This window comes from Novosphingobium sp. 1529 (genome assembly GCF_040544855.1).
In the GTDB taxonomy this organism is placed as follows: domain Bacteria; phylum Pseudomonadota; class Alphaproteobacteria; order Sphingomonadales; family Sphingomonadaceae; genus Novosphingobium; species Novosphingobium capsulatum.
On record NZ_JBEPKW010000002.1, the window covers coordinates 507,890 to 526,254 of the forward strand.

The window sequence follows — 18,365 nt, forward strand, 5'->3', positions numbered from 1 at the left end:
CTTGGCGGGGAGTGACAGGCGGCTTGCCTTGCCAGCACTACGCCGCGTACCTGCCCTGGTTCCAAAGGCCCGCCGATCTTGCCGGCGCAGCGCGGTTGCGATGGCGCGTAGCTTTGGGCACAAGGCCGCCGCGATGAAGAAGAAACGCCGCTATCTCACTGCCACGATGCCCGATGGCTACGTCAAGACGATCGGCCCGACCACCGACAGCTTTACCCATTACTGGCGGATCGTGGCGGAGCTGGAGAACGGCAAGACCGAGGTATTCTGGGGCCACACCCGATCCTTGGCCGAGGCGCGCCGCAAGGAGGCCCCGACGCGCGAGGCAGCACGCATGCGCGGCTGGAAAAGCCACAGGTTCGAGATTGCCGAACTGGTGGAAACACCGGCCTGAACGGCCGCCTGCGCGCCACTACAGCCCGAACTGCTCCTGATCGGATGATGTTCGCGGCCAAATGATCCGAAATTGACATTCCTTTACAAGCGCGAGCTTGGTCGATGTGCGATGGCAATCGGAGGGGATGGATCGGGGTATCGGTAGTGTCTACAAGCATGCACAGCACGGATTGGCACAGCACAGGTTGGGCACACGCCAGCGCGGATGACGCCCTGGCGTCTCGCGCAAAGGCACCCAATGGCCGCAAGCTGGCTTATATCGTTTCGCTTAATACGGCGCTGTGGGGTGCTATGTTCGTGGCAGCCTGGCTTGTTGTCCACGGTTGACACAACGCGCTAAGCACTGGCTGTGGCGAGCCCTGGGGATCAAGGCGCTGAATTGCCCAATGGCGGTTGTGACGCCCGAGGCAGCGGGCCAAGCCTACACCTGTGCCGCGCCACCGCGACCCAACCCGACTTACGAAATCTGCTAAGGGTAGTTTGCGGGCAAGTCGACATTGACGACGGGTGTCTATCGCGGAGTCATGGCGCGGATGATATAATCCGATAGATTGCGCTGTGCCGGAGCAAGCCTGACCGCCAGCACGGTGGCGTTGTTGTCAGTGTCCATCCACACCAGCCCGCGAATGGGATCGGCCGATGGACGTAGACGTGTCATGGTGCCAAGGCCTTCGCGATGGGCGGGGGTTTCGAACGTCACATAATCCCGGTTAAACCGCTGGATGCTATCATACGGATAGGGGCCGAAAGGGAACTGACTGCGCGGCGCGATGCCCTCCGCTATGACGGATTGCACGAAAGCCTTGCGATCGGGAAACAGGCGGGCCGCAATGCGCGCCGCTTCGAACCGGCCAGACGTATCGCCCAGCGAGATGCTGACCTGGATGGCGGGCCCGATCAGTTTGGCCAAAAATGGATCGGCGCCAAGCCCCGTGGGCGAAAGCATCAGCACGGAACCGTTAGAGCCATAGAGTTCAAAGCAGCGCCAGCCGCGCGGCGCCAGAACGCCGCCGGTGGTATTGCTGGCATACCAGGCCAGCCGTGGTGCCAGTTGCGCTGGCACTTTAGGGGCATGGTCATCATTCCTTGGGGCCGCCAGCGGGCCGGTTTGCCCGTCTGACCGGCACCCCACGAAGGGCACGGGCAAATCTTTAGCCCAGGCTGGTGTGCTTGCAGCCGCAATCGCCATCGCCATCGCCATCGCCAGCATGATCGCCAACCGCATGCACGCCTCCCCTTTGTGGGAACTGGCCCTAAGGTGACCAAAGCTAACACCAGGCATGGGCCGGGGTCCAGCCGCTCAATCCTTGATCGGCAGCGCCAGCGTGAACGTGGTGCCCTTGCCCGGCTCCGTCTCGCACGAAATCACGCCGTGGTGGCGCACCATCACGGTGTGTACGAAGCTGAGGCCAAGACCCGCGCCGCTGGTCTTGGGCCCCAGCCCCACCGGGCCACGGGCAAATCGTTCGAACATGCGCGCGCGCAGGTCTTCATCCATGCCGCAGCCCTGATCGGCGATCGTGCACAGACCCCAGGCGCTGCCATCGGCACGGACCTGGCGCGTCAGCGTGCAGGTGATGGTGGTGCCATCGGGACTGTATTTGATGGCATTGCCGATAACGTTGCCCAGCGCGCGCGTCAGCAGGGATCGCTCCCCCATCACCAGCATCTGCTCGTCGCCATGGGTAACGATCTCGATCGCCTTGGCGCGCGATTGCGGCCAGAGATCATCGATCGCGTCGATCAGCATGTCACCCAGCTCGACCTCTTCCAGCGTATACTCAAGGTATTCCGCGCGGGCGAGTTGCACGAAACCATCGGCCAGGCGCAGTGTGCGCTCGGCATAGTGGCGGATGGCACTGGCTTCTACCGGAGCGATGCGATCGGCCGGCGCGGTTTCCAGCACCGCCAGGATGGAGGCCTGGGGCGAGCGCATATCGTGCGTCAGGAGTTGCACCACGTCGTCACGCTGGCGCTGCGCGGCCTTGGACTCGCTGATGTCGACAAACCGGATGATCCAGCCGGCACGCTGGCCATCGGCCTGCGTCTGCGGGGCCATGCCCACCAGGTAGAAATGCGCCTGATCGCGCTGTACTTCGTGTGTCGCAGGCTCTTCCGCTTCCGGCGGGAATGGCACCGGGTTGCCGCTACCAACCAGGCGCACCGCCGATAGCAGGGCCTGGGCCTGGGTAGCGCCGGGAATAATGGTATGCCCAAAGGTGGTGAACAGGCGATGGGCGGCGGCGTTGGCCATCACGATGCGGCCGGGCAGATCGGCCACCAGGGTGGCGTCGGGCAACTGGTCCAGGCGATCGGCCACGAAGTGCTGCATCTCGCGGTTGCGGGCGATGGCCGCATGCAACAGCGCGATCGTGCCGGCGACACCGTGCTTGACCGACCCCACCAAGGCCACGCGGGGCAGTATCGATGGCTCTTGCTCAAGCCGCAGCAACTGCACGCGCATGAACTGCTCGATCACGGCAAGCTGTCGCCAGCCCCACAGGGGATAGGCGACGGCAAGCCCGGCGAGTGCCGCCCCGGGCGGCAACCACAAGCGCCACACCAAGAGGCACAGCGCCGCGATCGCAACCACCACGCCAGCGCAAAGGGCAAAGACCACCATGGCCGGCATCCGTCGCCATGGACCCAGGCCGATCATCAGCACCCAAAGTGGCATCAGTCCCAGGCCAAGCCGCGCCGGCATGCCGGCCGGGCGGATCATCGTGCGGCTGATCAGGCCGTTCACCAGATTGGCTTCGATTTCCAGGCCAGACATGACACTGCCGGTGGGTGTGGGATAGCGGCTGCCGAGCCCCGTGGCAGTGGCGCCGACCAGAACCACGCGATCCCGCAGCAGTTCGGGCGGTACTTGCCCGGCCAGCACGGCCGCAGCCGAAACACCCGGCCAGTGTCCGCCGCCAGCACCGAACGGGATCAGGCGCGCGCCCACCGACATCGCAGGATGATCAGCGGGCGTTGCCGGGCTGGTGGCAGCCAAGGCGGCCAGGGCCATGAGGTGCTGCACAGGCCCGGCAGCAACCGTAGCGGACCGCACCACACCATCGGCGTCAGGATCGATCGTGGCATAGCCGATGCCGCTTGCGGCCTGACGCACGGGCGCGATCGGCAGCACAGGCGTCGCGGCCACACCGGAAAGACCGGGCGCGGGCGGCACCATCGGCAGGAAGATCGGCGGGGCTGCGGCGATCGAGCCGGCCAGCAGCGCATCGACGGCCGGATCGCCCGGTTCGGTAAACAGCACGTCATAGGCAATTGCACGCGGCTGCCCCGCCTTGATCCGGTCGATCAGCGCGGCATGGATGCCCCGGTTCCAGGGCCAACGTCCCAGCCGCGCAATACTTTCATCGTCGATTTCAACCATCAGCACCGACTGCCCCGGCGCCGGTGCGCCCAGTTGCAGCAGGCGATCGTAGAATGCATTGTCGAGCCGCAGCATCGTGCGGTCGGCGGTCAGCACGATGACCAGCACGCTTGCCGCCAGCAGGATCAGCCACCACTGCGTGCGCAGTTTCAGCTGATGGCCCAAGCTCACCAGGATGCCTCGATCCGCACGTCTTGATAATCGGTCCAGCGCGACACGGTATGCCCGTCGATGATCTCGTCCATCAGCACACGCCAGCGATAGCGGCCGGGGGCCAGAGCGAGACCGACCAAGGCGTGGCTGGAAAGACCGGCTCGGTCGATCGTCGGACGGTCTTCGCGGCCTGGCTTGGCCAACTGGAAGCGGAAGGTGGCGCGGCTTTCATGCGCCGGGTCCCAGTGGAACACATACTGGCGCACCGGGCCATTCCAGCTTTCTTCCACCGACAGGCGCAGGCTGTTTTCCAGCCGCCGCTCGAATTCGGCGAGGGCCGGCTTGCCTTCCAGCCCATGGCCATCAATCGCGGTAGCGCGGACGAAATAGCGTCCATCGGGCAGACCCGCCAATTGCGCCGAAGATCCGGCCACGACGGTTTCATCCAGCACTTTGAGGAACTGGGCATCGGCCGCCAGTTGCAGGTGATAGGCCCGCGCGCCCGGCATGGCTTGCCAGGAAAAGCGCAGATCCGCGTCGGTTTGCGGGGCTGCCGCATCAGCCAGCAGCGGTGGCGGCAACAGCGCGATCGGCTCATCCAGATCGCTCGCGGAACCAAAACCGGCAGGCAGCACCTGCGCGCTGCGCCCTTGGGTATCGAAACCCACTTTACCTTCCAGCACCTCGCTCGTCGCACGGTGCGCATCGGCGTCGTAGCTCATGCGGAAACGGGTGCCGCGCACCGAGGTGACGGCGCCGGGCGTGGCGAACTGAAACGTGCTGGCCGGATCGGTCATCGGCGTGACAGCGGCGCTCGCCCGGCCCCGCTCGATCGCGAACAGGCGCTCCACATGCCGATCCAGCACCACCTTGCGCAGGCGGCGCACCCGCACGGCCGATTGCGATGGCAGCGCGATGCTCGTGTCATCGGGCAGCGTGACGGTGACAAACGAGCGCTGCCCGGTTTCGAGCAGCATGCCCTCGGTCACCGGCATGCCATTGGCCGCCGGCCGGCCATCGATGCGCACCGCGCCGCGCCAGCTCAACACCGTACCCCGGACCGCTTCCTGCTTGAGCAACACGCGAGGGATCAACAGCGTTTTGCCAATGGGCAGGCGCAGCGGATCGGCCACGTGGTTGAGCTGCTGGACCGTGCGATAGGTCTCAGGCCGAATCAGATAATCGCTGGCCAGGCGGAACAGGTTGTCACCCGACCGCACGAGGTAGCGCACCATGTCATCCGGGGCGGGCGTCAACAACGCATTGTCGGGCGCCGATGCAGCATGCGCGGCGCAAGGAGCCAAGCACGCCACCAGCGACAGCGACTGCGCAAGGGCGAGCGCAAGGCGTGGCCGGGCCACGGCGTCAGGCAGCCAGCGCTTCAAGGCGATATCCATAGGCATAGATCGGCACCAGCTTGAAGCCATTGCCGGGCCGCAGGTTGAGCTTGGTGCGGATGTTGGAGATATGCGCATCCAGCGTGCGCGTGGGCAGATCGGGATTGCGGCCCCACAGCGCCTCGAAGATATAGGCGCGCGACAAGGCACGGTGCATGTTGCGGAAGAGCAGGAGCGCCAGCGCAAATTCCTTGGCCGTGAGGGCAACCGGCTGCCCCTCCAGCTCCACCGTATCGGCGCGCGTGTCGAACTTGTAGGGGCCAAACTGTTCGACCATGGGGCTGGTCGAAGGATAGGCGCGGCGCACCAGGGCGTTGACCCGCGCCTTGAGCACGGCCGGCGCCACTGGCTTGATCACATAATCGTCTGCGCCGGCAGAAAGCCCGGCCACGATGTCTTCCTCGGCCGAGCGGCTGGTGAGCATGAGTGCGGGCGGCGGCACTTCCAGGTTGCCGCGTGTCCATTCGATGATGGCAAGCCCGGTCATGCCGGGCACGTTCCAGTCGAGAATCAGCAGATCGTAGGTGGTCCGATGCAGGGCGCGCGTCAGCACCTGCCCGTCGCCGAACACCTCGCAACTGTGCCCCGCCTCGGCCAGGGTCATTTCCACCAACCCGGCCAAGGCCACGTCATCTTCCAAAATCGCTATGCGCACGGCGGCCCTTCTGCGCCCGCAATTCCCGGGCGACCAACCGCCTCCTTAGCAATGCCTGCGCGCAAAGCGAGATAGCGCAAAATCCCTTTGCAATGTTTTACAGCATGCCCGAAAGCTGAAGTCGGCAGACAAAGGCGATCTGGTGTTTTATCACCCGGAACTACATCTGCCAAAACCGTCTGCACAGCGGCAGATTCATCGCTGCGGGACCGCCGTGCACAATGTTGAGGAAACGGCATGGATCGCCCGCACACGCCAACTGACGCAGCCTTTGAACCGATTGACGAGATCACTATCGTCGATGGCCGCCTGGGCGGGCTGATCGGCGCTGCACCCAATGCCTATGTGCTGTTCCAACCCGATCTGACGATCGCGGGTTGCAACGACGCTTATGTCGCGGCCGTGGGGCGCCCGCGCGAAACCTTCGTCGGCCTGCCCTTGTTCGAGGCTTTTCCGGCTGATCCGGACAGCGAAAGCTACCGCCTGCTGCGCAAGTCGCTCAATCGCGTGCAGCGCGCCCATGAAACCGATCACATTGCCTTCATCCCTTATGCCGTGGGTGATCCGGGGACAGTGCCGACAATGCGCTATTGGAGCGCGACGCACGTACCGATCATGAGCGCGGACGGCAGGTTGCGCTACATCCTGCAGCACACCGCCGACATCACCGCGCTGCTGACCCAAACCGCAGATTCGGGCAGGGCCGCCATCCTCGAGGCAGGCATCCTGATGCGCGCCAACAAGGTGCAGGCCGAAATCGAGCGGATGCGCGACCTGTTCGATCAATCGCCAGGCTTCATCGCCATCCTGCGCGGGCCGGACCACGTGTTCGAAATCGCCAACGCTGCCTACAACCAGTTGATCGGGCATCGACCGCTGTTGGGCCTCCCGCTGCGCGAGGCCTTGCCCGAAGTGGTGGAACAGGGGTTTGTCGACCTGGTGGACGGTGTCTACCGCACCGGGCAGCCCTATATCGGGCGCAGCGCGCTCGTCTCGCTGCAACTGGCGCCGGGCCTTCCGCCGGAAGAACGCTATCTCGATTTCGCCTATCAGCCGCTGCGCGATGCCGCCGGCGCGGTGCACGGGGTTTTCGTGCAGGGCGTGGACGTGACCGAGCAGCAGCGCGCCGAACAGCGCATGGCCACAATCATGCGGGAAAGCGTGCACCGCATCAAGAACACGCTGGCCATGGCCCAGGCGGTGGTTTCCGCCACGCTGCGCGATGCGCATGACATGGTCACCGCACGGCGTGATATCCTGGCCCGGCTGAGCGTGCTGTCGGTAACGCAGCCGGCGCTGATCGAAGGGCATCTGGCGCCGGCCGACGTGGCACTTACGGTGATGGCGGTGATGAAGCTGCATGTCGATCTGTTCGGCCGCATCACCATGGAGGGCCCCAGCGCCGAAATCGCGCCCGCTGCCGCACAGGGGCTGGCCCTGATCCTGCACGAGCTGGCGACCAATGCGATCAAGTACGGCGCGCTATCGTGCGAAACCGGCACCTTGTCAGTCACCTGGCATACCATCGCTGCGGAAAACCGGGTCGAACTGTTGTGGCACGAAAGCGGCGGCCCGGCCGTGCGCCAGCCAGACCGCAAGGGCTTTGGCACCACGCTGATCGAACGCGCCCTGCCCCGCACCGGTGGCAACCGCGTGGACCTGTACTTTGCGCCGGCCGGCGTGCAGTGCCGGATCAGCCTGGCCCTGCGCGCCTGACGCAGCGGATGCGCCCGGCTATCTGACGCGGAACGCCACCAGGCGGGTGGCAAAGGGCGCCAGCACCGGATTGGCAAGATCGACGGTGGCATCGCGTTGGCTCGTCAGCAGCACGCGCGTGGGGCCGAGCGGCACGTCCGTGAGTTCCGCCGCGGTCAGATCGGCCATGCCGATCTCTTCCCCGTAATACATCAGCGCGGTTCCGCCGGCGCTCAGCGTCATCGCCGCCGTCAGCCGCGCGATCGCATCATCGTGCACCCCATCGCCAAAGGCGGCGCGCCGCGACGGCAGGGACAAAGGCCAGCGCACACATCACCGTTCCCGCTGCCAGCGTGGTGGCAAGCGCCCGGAGATGGTGATGCAACGATATCATGCGCGCGGTGTCCGCCAAGGCAACGACAGGAACATGCCAGCGCCGGATATTGCCGATTGCACAGCGCTCGCCATGAAACACAGCGTGGCACGGCGCAGCAGGCTATGCAATCGGTTGTAATGTACTGATCAGGCGAGCTCGGTATCCCGTGCGGCGCTTGACCGGCAGGCCACGCCGGCCATGGCAGCGGGCGCCTGGTCTGCGCCGCGCAGCGCAAGGATCTGCGCCCGGAAAGAGGCAAAGGCCATCTCTGCCATGCGCCGCGCCTCGGCCTCGCCCCGGATGAGATCGTGCTGCATCAGACCCAGCGACAGCATCAGCAGCATGTCGGCCATACAGACACGAGCCGATGCCACGTCATCGCCAGGCAAGAGCACTTCGATCGCGCGGAGCAGGCCGGCGTGCACGGTGTTGTGGCAGCGCTTGAAGATTTCGGCCACCTTGGGATTGCGGGCAGACTCGGCCACGATTTCCGCGATCAGCACGTTGGGGCAATCGGGATCGGGAATCAGGAAATCGTGCAACCATTGCCACACTGCCGATTCGTCACGGAGGGCAACGCCCAGCACGATATCACCACGTTCCAAGAATTCGCCGGAGTCAGACGCCACGATCTCGGCGATGATCGCTTCCTTGGACGCGAAATCGCGATAGAGCTGGCCCACGGCCACGCCCGATTCCTTGGCAATCTGAGCCACGCCGGTTGCATGAAAACCGTTTTCTATAAATAGCTTACGCGCAGCAGCAGTAATCTTTTCCCGCCGCTGTGCCGCCTTGCCCCCCGCCCTGAGGCACACTGGCGCCTGATCCGTAGTCATAGCCTCTCTCTACCCAAAATTTCCTGCTTGACCACTGGCCCCCCGGCGCAGTAGCGCAAATTTGTGAGTGATCGTTCACTCTCATACACTGATCGGCAGGATTTTGCATGACATTTTTGCGACGCGTCACCCCGGCGCTGGCTTTGGCCCTTGCGGCATGCGGATCGCAACCCCCAGGCGCGGGCGGTCCCGGCGGGCCAGGCGGCGGCGCTGCGCCTGCCGTTTCGGTGGTGGCAGTGCAGGAACAGCCCCTGCCGATCACGGCCGAATTTCCGGGCCGGACGGTGGCCTATGAAACATCCGACGTGCGGCCCCAGGTCAACGGCCTGATCCAGTCGCGCCTGTTCACCGAGGGTGATTTCGTGCGCGCCGGCCAGCCGCTCTATCGCATCGATCCCGCGCCCTATCAGGCCCAGGTGATGAGCGCGCGGGCAGCGCTGGCCAAGGCCCGCGCCGCGATCGCCTCGACCCAGGCCCAGGCGAGCCGCTATGGCGAACTGGTCAAGATCAACGCCATCGCCCGCCAAGACTATGACAACGCGGTGAGCACCGCCGGACAGGCCCGGGCCGATGTGGCGGCACAGGAAGCTGCCCTGCGGACCGCGCAGATCGATCTGGCGCGCACGACCATCACCGCGCCGATCAGCGGGCGCATCGGCCGCTCGCTCACCACCACGGGCGGGCTGGTTTCGGCCGCACAGGCCACCGCGCTCACCACGATCCAGCGCATCGATCCGGTCTATGTGGATATTCCCCAATCCAGCGCCGACCTGCTCAAGCTGCGCCGCCAGATCATGGACGGCAAGCTGACCAAGGACGGCAAGGCCAAGGTCCAGTTGATCCTGGAAGATGGCAGCACCTATCCGCTGCAAGGCGACCTCCTGTTCACCGACGTGACCGTGGACCAGGCGACCGGTTCGCAGGTGCTGCGCGCCGTGTTCCCCAATCCGCGCAGCCTGCTGCTGCCGGGCATGTTCGTTCGCGCCCGCCTGGTGCAGGGCACGGTGCAGAATGCCATGCTGGTGCCACAACAGGCGTTGACCCGCGATGAACATGGCAATGCCGTGGTCATGGTGGTTGGCGCGCAGAACAAGGTGGAGGCACGCCCGGTGCAGACCGGCGGCACGCAGGGTGACAAGTGGATCGTTACCGGCGGGCTGCGCAGCGGCGACAAGGTGATCGTGGAAGGTGGCATGATGCTGCAGCCGGGGATGCCGGTGAATCCGCAGGCCTGGAACCCCAACGCCCCGGCCGGCACAGCACCCGGCCAGGCAAAGGGAAAGTAATCCCGCATGTCACGCTTTTTCATCGACCGACCCATCTTCGCATGGGTCATCGCGATCGTGCTGATGCTGGCCGGCGTTCTGGCTATCCGCACGCTGCCGATCTCGCAGTTTCCGGCAATTGCCCCACCGGCGGTGTCGATCACAGCGACCTATCCCGGGGCTGACGCCGAAACCCTGGAGAAGACCACCACCCAGATCATCGAACAGCAGATGAAGGGGCTGGATCATCTGCGGTATTTCTCGTCCTCGTCCTCCGCTGCGGGCACGGTGACGATCACCCTCACGTTCGAGCAGGGCACCAACCCTGATATCGCCCAGGTGCAGGTGCAGAACAAGCTGCAGGCGGCCACCCCGCTGCTGCCGCAGGAAGTGCAGCAACAGGGCCTGCAAGTCGCCAAGGCGACGCAGAACTTCCTGATGTTCGTTGGCCTGTATTCGGAGAGCGGCAAGCGTTCCGGCGCGGACTTGGCCGACACCCTCGTTTCCAAGCTGCAGGATCCCCTGTCGCGCGTTTCGGGCGTGGGTGACACGCAGATTTTCGGGTCGCAATACGCGATGCGCGTCTGGCTCGATCCGCTCAAGCTGAACCAGTACGCCCTGTCGGTCGCCGATGTCACGGCCGCGCTGAAAGCGCAGAACGCCCAGGTTTCGGCCGGCCAGATCGGCGCCCTGCCCGCACCGGGCACGCAGATGCTCAACGCGACCGTGGCGGTGCAATCGCGCCTGTCCACGCCAGAGGAATTCTCCAAGATCCGCCTCAAGATCGGCAGCGACGGCGCCGTGGTCCGCCTGGGCGACGTTGCCCGCGTCGAGGTTGGCGCGGAAAACTACGGATTTGAATCCAAGTGGAATGGCAAGCCTGCCGCTGGTCTTGGGATCAAGCTGGCGCCTGGCGCCAACGCGCTGGACACGGTTGACGCCATCAAGGCCCGCGTGAACGAGCTTTCCACGCAGTTCCCGTCTGACATCAAGGTCATCTACCCCTACGATACCACGCCGTTCGTCCGCCTTTCGGTGGAGCAGGTCGTGCACACCCTGGTCGAGGCCGTGGTGCTGGTGTTCCTCGTGATGTTCCTGTTCCTGCAGAACTGGCGCGCCACGCTGATCCCCACGATCGCCGTTCCTGTCGTTCTGCTGGGCACCTTTGCCGTCATGGCGGTGGCGGGCTATTCGATCAACACGCTCACGCTGTTCGGGATGGTCCTGGCCATCGGCCTCTTGGTTGACGACGCGATCGTGGTAGTCGAAAACGTCGAGCGCCTGATCGTGACCGAGCACCTCAGCCCGATCGATGCTGCGCGCAAATCGATGAACGAGATTTCCGGCGCGCTGGTCGGCATCGCCATGGTGCTGGCGGCCGTGTTCCTGCCGATGGCGTTCTTCGGCGGATCGACCGGGGTGATCTATCGCCAGTTCTCGATCACGATCGTTTCGGCCATGGCGCTTTCCGTGCTCGTCGCCCTGGTGCTGACGCCCGCGCTGTGCGCCGCCATTCTCAAGCCGCACAAACCCAATGAGCAGGAAAGCAATGGGCCGCTGGCCCGTTTCTTCCGCTGGTTCAACGAAAAATTCGATGCCGGCCAGGAACGCTACGAACGCAGCGTGCGCTCCACCGCGCGCAACTGGAAACGTTCGATGGTGGTCTATGCCCTGATCGTGGGCGGGTTGGCGCTGTTGTTCGTGCGGCTGCCCGGCGGGTTCCTTCCCGACGAAGACCAGGGCATGGTCATCGCTCTGGTCCAAGGCCCAGCCGGCTCTACCGCCGCGCGCACGGAAAAGGGCCTCACCGTGATCCGTGACCACTTCACCAAGCAGGAAAGCGCCAACATTGCCGGCGTGTTCACGGTGAATGGTTTCAGTTTCGCGGGATCGGGCCAGAACAGCGGCCTCGCATTCGTGCCGCTCAAGCCGTGGAGCGAACGCTCTGGCAAGGCCAACGCGGCCCAGTCGATCGCCGGGCGCGCCATGGGCGCGTTTGCCGCCTATCGCGACGGGCTGATCTTCGCGATCACACCGCCGGCCGTGCAGGAACTGGGCAATGCCACCGGGTTCGACCTGCAACTGGTGGACCAGGCCGGACTGGGGCATGCCCGGCTGCTGCAAATTCGCAACATGATGTTGGGCATGGCCATGCAGGACAAGAGCATGGTCGGCGTACGCCCCAACTCGCTCGACGATGCGCCGCAGCTCAAGGTGACGGTGGATCAGGAAAAGGCGGGTGCGCTCGGCCTCGATCTGTCCACGATCAACAGCACGATCGCCACGGCGTGGGGCGGCAGCTACGTCAACGACTTCGTTGATCGCGGCCGTGTCAAGCGGGTCTATGTCCAGGCCGATGCGCCCTATCGCATGGCGCCCGAAGACATGGACAAGCTGTTCGTGCGATCCAGCAACGGCAGCATGACGCCCTTCAGCGCCTTTTCCACTATCTCGTGGGAAAAGGGGCCGGTGCAGCTCACCCGCTACAACGGCCTGCCTTCGATGGAAATCCTCGGCGCACCGGCACCGGGCGTCGCCACCGGCAGCGCCATGGCCGCGATGGAAGCGATCCACGCCAAGCTGCCCCCCGGCACCGCGCTGGAGTGGACCGGTCTTTCCTATGAAGAACGGCTTTCGGGTGGGCAGGCGCCGGCGCTCTATGGCCTCTCGCTGCTGATCGTGTTCCTGTGCCTTGCTGCGCTGTACGAAAGCTGGTCCGTGCCGCTCTCGGTCATCATGGTTGTGCCGCTGGGCGTGATCGGTGCGGTGCTGGCAGCCACGCTGACGGGGTTGAACAACGATATCTACCTTCAGGTGGGCCTGATCACCACCATCGGGGTGTCGGCCAAGAACGCGATCCTGATCGTGGAATTTGCCGAAGAGCGCATGCGCGACGGCATGGGCGCATTCGACGCGGCGATCAGTGCCGCCCGGCTGCGCCTGCGACCGATCCTGATGACCAGCCTTGCCTTCATCTTCGGCGTGCTGCCCCTGGCAGTGGCGACCGGGGCTGGTGCTGGCGGCCAGAATGCCATCGGTCGTGCCGTCGTGGGCGGCATGCTCTCCGCAACCGTGCTGGCGATCTTCCTTGTGCCGATGTTCTTCGTGGTGGTCTTCAACCTCTTCACGCGGCGCAAGCAGGCCGATCAAACCCATACCCAAGACGACGAGGGCGCGTCCGCGCCCCAGGGAGTCTGACTGTCGTGATCAAATCCCAAACCGTGCTCGCGGCCGTGCTGCCTGCCCTGCTCTTGTCGGGCTGCAACCTGGCGCCGCGCTATGCCCGGCCGGCGCCAGCCGTGCCGCCGGCCCTGCCCCAGGGCCAAGGCGTCTATCCGGCGGCTGACGCGGCCCAAATGCAAGACCTGGCCCGGATCGGCTGGCGCGAATTCTTTCGCGACGATCGCCTGCGCCAGATCATCGAGCTGGGCCTGGCCAACAACCAGGACCTGCGCCTGGCCGTGGCGAATGTGCAGGCGGCGCGCGCGCAATATCGCTCGCAACGCGCCAACCTGTTCCCGGCGATCAGCGCCAGCGGATCGGGCACTTACACCAACACCGCGTCCTTTGCCGCCAGCGCTGGTGGCGCGGCCAGCGCGGGCCCGGCCGACATCCAGTATTTCACTGGCAACGTCGGGCTGTCTTCGTTCGAGATCGACCTGTTCGGGCGCCTGCGCAACCTTTCCAAGGCGGCGCAGGAGCAGTACCTGGCCAGCGAGGAAGGGCGGCGCGCCACGCGCGTTACCCTGATCGGTGAAATCGCCGCCGCCTGGCTGACGCTGGGCGCGGATCGCGATCAGCTGGCCACGTCCGAACGCACGCTCAAGGCCTATGCGCAGAGCCTGGATCTGACCAAGGCGCAGTTCCGCATCGGCGTGACCTCTGCCCTGGAAATGCAGCAGGCGGAAACCAGCTATCAATCGGCGCGCAATGACATTGCCGTGCTGCAAACCCAGGTGGCGCAGGATCTCAACGCGCTACAGCTATTGACCGGTGCGCCTGTGCCCACCGAATTGCAACCGCAGGGGCTGGGCACCGAACCGGCAACGATCGATGCTCTTCCGGGCAATCTTGGTTCCGACGTGCTGCTGCGCCGGCCCGACGTGCTCCAGGCAGAACACCAGTTGATCGCGCAGAACGCCAATATCGGCGCGGCACGGGCCGCGTTCTTCCCGCGCATCTCGCTCACCGCCACGATCGGCACGATCAGTTCGACGCTGAGCAACCTGTTCTCGTCGGGAACGGGAACCTACACCGTCTCGCCCTCAGCCAGCCTGCCGCTGTTCAATTTCGGGCAGAACCAGGCCAATCTCGATTATGCCAAGGCATCACGCGATGCGGCGGTGGCGACCTATCAGAAAACCATCCAGACCGCATTCCGCGAGGTTTCCGATGCGCTGGCCCAGCGCGGCACCATCGACGAACAGATGGCCGCGCAAACCGCCCGGGTTCAGGCCGCCCAGCAGGCCGCCATGCTGTCTGATGCGCGGTTCCGGGCCGGGGTAGAATCGTTCCTCACTGCCCTTGATTCACAGCGTAGCGCCTATGCCGCGCAGCAGCAGTTGGTGACCACGCGCCTGGCCCGGGCCAACAACCTGGTTACGCTCTATCGCACCTTGGGAGGCGGCCTCGATTGAATCGCTTGCCAAAGCGCCAGACCGGAATAGTATCTGTTGCATAACATATATACGGAAGAGGTCTGGCGATGAGCGAAGGCATGCGTGACGGCGTAACCGATGCGGGCGATGAAAGCCTGATCATCCTCGAATCGCTGCTGTGTCTGATGCGGGAAAAGAATCTGCTGAGCCGCAGCGATATCGAGCTGCTGTGCGAAAAGGTGGAGCGTCGTGCCACCGGCACCAGCCGCAATCCCTTGCCGTGCAACAATGGTAGCGCGACCGAGGCTGTCAGCTACCTGCGCCGTCTTTCTGCCTATCTGGGCCAGCGCTATGGCGGCAAGCACATGCGCCGCGGCGCCGCCAACTGATCTTCCAACCAGGGCCGGGCGGCAGAGGGTCCGCCGCCCGGCCTTGGTTATTTGCCTTCACGCCTTCACTGCTGGCCCATCAACCCAGCACCTCTGCCATGTCCACCGCGCGGTGCTCACGCGCGCTGATCTCCGCCGCCGTGCCGATCGCTACGGCCATGAGCCCGTCATGGGCCGTCACCAGCACATCTCCTTCACCCCGCACCGCCCGCGCAAACGCCGCGTGCTGATAATAGGTCGATCCGTGGTGTGATCCGGCCGCCAGCGCGGTTTCGTCCACCGCCACGTGCCGGCGTTCAACCGCCTTTGGCCCCGGCCAGGGCACGCGCGGCGACCACACCAGGTCTCCGGGCGGGATCAACACATCCAGCCGGCCCTTGTCGCCCGTCGCGCTCATTTCTTCCTGGTGTTCGGCCCCTTCGGCAAACATGCACAGGTCCAGCATCGCGCGGGTGCCGTTGGCAAAGTCCACCGTGGTAAAGCTGTTATCAATGATATCAGGCCGTGCACCCTCATAGCGCTCGTCCACGTGGTTCACGTCCATGGCGCCCGAGCAATAGACCCGCACCGGCTCGCTCTGCGTGATCAGCCGCATCAGATCGAAGAAGTGGCAGCATTTTTCGACCATGGTGCCGCCGGTCTTGGCCGAAAAGCGGTTCCAGTCGCGCACCTTGACCAGGAACGGGAAGCGGTGCTCGCGAATCGAGAGCATGTGCAGCGCGCCCACCTGGCCGGCGTGGATGGCATCGATGAACGCGGCAGCGGGCGGCATGAAGCGGTATTCCATGCCGGTCCAGAACGGCGCGCGGCGCGCGGCGGCCTGCTCCACCACCCAGCGCGCATCGGCCATGGTGGTGCACAGCGGCTTTTCACACAGGATCGCCACGTCGCTGGCGAGCAGCGGCTCCAGCACGGCGCGATGGGTGAAATTGGGCGACGCGACAACGACGGCATCGATTCCGCCCGCGGCTACCAGGCTGGCGGCATCGGCATGCACGGCCACATCCTGGCCCGCATCACCCAGCGCGGCCCACGCCCAGTCGATCGAGGTTGCTTCGGGATCAGCGATGGCGACGATTTCGGCATCGGGCAACAGCTTGATATTGTGGATATGCTCCACCCCCATCATGCCGGTGCCGACCAAGCCGTAACGCAGTTTCTCTACCATCACCAAGCTCCTTGTGCCATGGCGCTCTCCATGACGAACCTCAGCCTAAAGACCGAACCCGTCGCGCTCGGCAAGAGTGGACTTGCCGTTTTCCCGATTGCCTGGGGCATGTGGCGGCTGGCCAGCCCCGACGGCAACGATGATCTGGGCGCCATTGCCGATCGCGTGGAAGCCGCGCTGGATGCGGGCGTAACCCTGTTCGATACCGCCGATATCTATGGCTGCGATGCCCCGGTCGGCTTTGGCGGGGCCGAGGCCCTGTTCGGCAAGGCGCTGGCCGCCAATCCGCATTGGCGCGAGCGCATGGTGATCGCCACCAAGGGCGGCATCTGGCTGGGCAAGCCCTATGATTCGACCGCGGCCTATCTGCGCAGCGCGATCGATGCCTCGCTGGCGCGGCTTGGGCTGCCCAGCGTTGACCTTTACCAGATCCACCGGCGCGACTTCCTCACCCACCCGCGCGAAGTGGCCGACGCGCTGGTCGAGATGGTCGAGGCAGGCAAGGTCAAGCACGTGGGCGTGTCGAACTACAGCCCGGCCGAGGTTGCGGCATTGCAGGCCTTCCTGCCCTTCCCGCTGGTGTCGACGCAGCCGGAATATTCCGCCGCGCGGTTTGACCCGCTCTATGATGGCACGCTGGACCAGGCGATGGAACGCGAGATGGCCGTGCTGGCCTGGTCACCGCTGGGCGGTGGCAGGCTGACCGATGCCGCGCACCCGGTCGGCGCGCTGCTGGCCAAGCAGGGCGCGGCCTATGGCACCGATGCGAGCGCGGCGGCGTTGAGCTGGATCATGGCGCACCCGGCGCGGATCGTGCCCATCGTCGGTTCGCAGCAACCTGCCCGCATTGCCGCGCTGCGCGACGCGTTCAAGGTCGAATGGACGCGCGGCGAATGGTACGCGGTGCTGGAAGCATCGCGCGGAGAATCCATGCCGTGACCCAACATCCCGCAACCCAAAATCCCTGCGAAATCAGCTGGTTTTCAGCGCTTTGCGATGACGACTATGAATATCTCGGGCAAAGCGACCCGGCGCTGCAATCAAGCTGGGAGCATTGCCGCAATATCGTGCTGGGTGCCGAAGAGGGCGGGTTTGACAATATCCTGCTGCCCTCGGGTTATGCCCTGGGCCTCGATACCACGGCTTTTGCCGCCGCGATCGCCACGCAGGTGCGGCGTATCAAGCTGCTGATGGCGGTGCGGGTCGGCGAAATGTGGCCAGCGCAACTGGCACGCCAGATCGCCACGATCGACCAGATCCTGGGCGGGCGACTGACGGTCAACATCATTTCCAGCGACCTGCCGGGCGAAACGCTTGACGGGGCGTCGCGCTATGAACGCACCGACGAGGCGATCGCCATCCTGCGTACCCTGCTCGCCGGGCAGCCACTCGATCACCAGGGGCGGTTCTGGAACCTCAAGCTCGACGCGCCACGCATGTTGCAGGCCGCGCCGCGCGTGCCGTCGCTCTATTTCGGTGGCCTGTCTGAACCGGCGCGCGAAACCGCCGCCAAGGGCTGCGATGTTTATCTGATGTGGCCCGACCGCATGGAGGCGGTGAAAGACATCGTCGCTGATATGAAAGCCCGCGCGGCACGGCATGGCCGCACCATCCGCTGCGGCTATCGCGTGCACGTGGTGGTGCGCGAGACGGAAAGCGAGGCCCGCGCCGCCGCCGATCGCCTGCTGAGCAAGCTGGACGCCGCGCAAGGCGCAGCGATCCGCGCCAAGTCGCTCGATTCCCAATCGGTGGGTGTGCAGGCCCAGGCCGCCCTGCGCAAGGCAGCCGCTAGCGATGGCTATGTCGAAGACAATCTGTGGACCGGTATCGGGCGCGCCCGATCGGGCTGCGGCGCGGCGATCGTGGGTGATCCTGACCAGGTTCTGGCCAAGCTCAACGCCTATCGCGCGGCAGGGATCGAGGCCTTTGTGCTCTCGGGCTATCCCCATGCGCGCGAGGCGGATCTGTTTGCTCGCCACGTCTTGCCGCATATCGACCACGCACCGTTTTAATCTCTACTGCAAAAGTTGAACTTTCTGGCACTCCCTTGCCGCA

General features: G+C 65.0%; 15 protein-coding genes. 8 read left to right on the forward strand and 7 right to left on the reverse strand.

What is annotated here, in order from left to right; genetic code table 11:
- Positions 1-133: 133 nt before the first annotated feature.
- Positions 134-394 carry a hypothetical protein gene (locus ABIC78_RS07610; protein ID WP_062784780.1) on the forward strand — a complete coding sequence of 87 codons (261 nt, stop codon included), beginning with the start codon at positions 134-136 and terminating at the stop codon, positions 392-394.
- A gap of 513 nt (positions 395-907) precedes the next feature.
- Here the strand turns inward: ABIC78_RS07610 and ABIC78_RS07615 are convergent.
- The 4 genes from ABIC78_RS07615 to ABIC78_RS07630 all read right to left on the reverse strand — a co-directional run bounded on the left by ABIC78_RS07615 (position 908) and on the right by ABIC78_RS07630 (position 5,983).
- Positions 908-1,621, reverse strand: a complete 714-nt coding sequence (locus tag ABIC78_RS07615; protein WP_354488650.1) for a hypothetical protein — start codon at positions 1,619-1,621, stop codon at positions 908-910.
- 75 nt (positions 1,622-1,696) lie between these two features.
- A complete protein-coding gene (locus tag ABIC78_RS07620; protein ID WP_354488652.1) occupies positions 1,697-3,949 on the reverse strand; it encodes a CHASE2 domain-containing protein in 2,253 nt (750 codons plus the stop codon).
- Complete coding sequence (locus ABIC78_RS07625; protein WP_354488654.1) at positions 3,946-5,316, reverse strand: FecR family protein; 1,371 nt, start codon at positions 5,314-5,316, stop codon at positions 3,946-3,948. The genes ABIC78_RS07620 and ABIC78_RS07625 overlap by 4 nt, the downstream gene beginning before the upstream one ends.
- On the reverse strand, positions 5,297-5,983 hold the full coding sequence (locus ABIC78_RS07630) for a response regulator transcription factor (protein WP_022676752.1): 687 nt from the start codon (positions 5,981-5,983) through the stop codon (positions 5,297-5,299). The genes ABIC78_RS07625 and ABIC78_RS07630 overlap by 20 nt, the downstream gene beginning before the upstream one ends.
- Positions 5,984-6,220: 237 nt before the next feature.
- Between ABIC78_RS07630 and ABIC78_RS07635 the strand changes: the two genes are divergently transcribed.
- On the forward strand, positions 6,221-7,699 hold the full coding sequence (locus tag ABIC78_RS07635; protein ID WP_354488657.1) for a sensor histidine kinase: 1,479 nt from the start codon (positions 6,221-6,223) through the stop codon (positions 7,697-7,699).
- Between the two features lie 18 nt (positions 7,700-7,717).
- Here ABIC78_RS07635 and ABIC78_RS07640 read toward each other — a convergent pair whose 3' ends face one another.
- Together ABIC78_RS07640 and ABIC78_RS07645 are read right to left on the reverse strand one after the other, a co-directional pair.
- A complete protein-coding gene (locus ABIC78_RS07640) occupies positions 7,718-8,008 on the reverse strand; it encodes a hypothetical protein (RefSeq protein WP_354488659.1) in 291 nt (96 codons plus the stop codon).
- Positions 8,009-8,200: 192 nt separating this feature from the next.
- Positions 8,201-8,890, reverse strand: a complete 690-nt coding sequence (locus ABIC78_RS07645) for a TetR/AcrR family transcriptional regulator (RefSeq protein ID WP_354488661.1) — start codon at positions 8,888-8,890, stop codon at positions 8,201-8,203.
- Positions 8,891-8,997: 107 nt separating this feature from the next.
- Between ABIC78_RS07645 and ABIC78_RS07650 the strand changes: the two genes are divergently transcribed.
- The 4 genes from ABIC78_RS07650 to ABIC78_RS07665 all read left to right on the forward strand — a co-directional run bounded on the left by ABIC78_RS07650 (position 8,998) and on the right by ABIC78_RS07665 (position 15,142).
- The gene (locus ABIC78_RS07650; RefSeq protein ID WP_169047784.1) at positions 8,998-10,176 is read left to right on the forward strand and encodes an efflux RND transporter periplasmic adaptor subunit; all 1,179 of its coding nucleotides are present in this window, start codon (positions 8,998-9,000) and stop codon (positions 10,174-10,176) included.
- Between the two features lie 6 nt (positions 10,177-10,182).
- The gene (locus tag ABIC78_RS07655; protein ID WP_354488664.1) at positions 10,183-13,353 is read left to right on the forward strand and encodes an efflux RND transporter permease subunit; all 3,171 of its coding nucleotides are present in this window, start codon (positions 10,183-10,185) and stop codon (positions 13,351-13,353) included.
- A gap of 5 nt (positions 13,354-13,358) precedes the next feature.
- A complete protein-coding gene (locus tag ABIC78_RS07660) occupies positions 13,359-14,792 on the forward strand; it encodes an efflux transporter outer membrane subunit (protein ID WP_354488666.1) in 1,434 nt (477 codons plus the stop codon).
- A 68-nt stretch (positions 14,793-14,860) separates the two neighbouring features.
- On the forward strand, positions 14,861-15,142 hold the full coding sequence (locus tag ABIC78_RS07665; RefSeq protein ID WP_233250961.1) for a hypothetical protein: 282 nt from the start codon (positions 14,861-14,863) through the stop codon (positions 15,140-15,142).
- A gap of 79 nt (positions 15,143-15,221) precedes the next feature.
- On the opposite strand, the gene ABIC78_RS07670 is transcribed toward ABIC78_RS07665, so the two are convergent.
- Entirely contained in the window at positions 15,222-16,310 is a 1,089-nt protein-coding gene (locus ABIC78_RS07670; RefSeq protein WP_354488669.1) for a Gfo/Idh/MocA family protein, read from the reverse strand.
- A 30-nt stretch (positions 16,311-16,340) separates the two neighbouring features.
- On the opposite strand from ABIC78_RS07670, the gene ABIC78_RS07675 reads away from it, so the two are divergent.
- Both ABIC78_RS07675 and ABIC78_RS07680 read left to right on the forward strand, forming a co-directional pair.
- Positions 16,341-17,249, forward strand: coding sequence for an aldo/keto reductase (locus ABIC78_RS07675; protein WP_354488671.1), 909 nt, complete (start codon positions 16,341-16,343; stop codon positions 17,247-17,249).
- The gene (locus tag ABIC78_RS07680) at positions 17,246-18,322 is read left to right on the forward strand and encodes an LLM class flavin-dependent oxidoreductase (RefSeq protein ID WP_354488673.1); all 1,077 of its coding nucleotides are present in this window, start codon (positions 17,246-17,248) and stop codon (positions 18,320-18,322) included. The genes ABIC78_RS07675 and ABIC78_RS07680 overlap by 4 nt, the downstream gene beginning before the upstream one ends.
- Positions 18,323-18,365: the final 43 nt, after the last annotated feature.

Coding starts and splice junctions, on each gene's coding strand:
- ABIC78_RS07610 (WP_062784780.1), top strand. CDS start 134: ATGAAGAAGAAACGCCGCTATCTCACTGCCACGATGCCCGATGGCTAC.
- ABIC78_RS07615 (WP_354488650.1), bottom strand. CDS start 1,621: ATGCGGTTGGCGATCATGCTGGCGATGGCGATGGCGATGGCGATTGCG.
- ABIC78_RS07635 (WP_354488657.1), top strand. CDS start 6,221: ATGGATCGCCCGCACACGCCAACTGACGCAGCCTTTGAACCGATTGAC.
- ABIC78_RS07645 (WP_354488661.1), bottom strand. CDS start 8,890: ATGACTACGGATCAGGCGCCAGTGTGCCTCAGGGCGGGGGGCAAGGCG.
- ABIC78_RS07650 (WP_169047784.1), top strand. CDS start 8,998: ATGACATTTTTGCGACGCGTCACCCCGGCGCTGGCTTTGGCCCTTGCG.
- ABIC78_RS07655 (WP_354488664.1), top strand. CDS start 10,183: ATGTCACGCTTTTTCATCGACCGACCCATCTTCGCATGGGTCATCGCG.
- ABIC78_RS07665 (WP_233250961.1), top strand. CDS start 14,861: ATGAGCGAAGGCATGCGTGACGGCGTAACCGATGCGGGCGATGAAAGC.
- ABIC78_RS07670 (WP_354488669.1), bottom strand. CDS start 16,310: ATGGTAGAGAAACTGCGTTACGGCTTGGTCGGCACCGGCATGATGGGG.
- ABIC78_RS07675 (WP_354488671.1), top strand. CDS start 16,341: ATGACGAACCTCAGCCTAAAGACCGAACCCGTCGCGCTCGGCAAGAGT.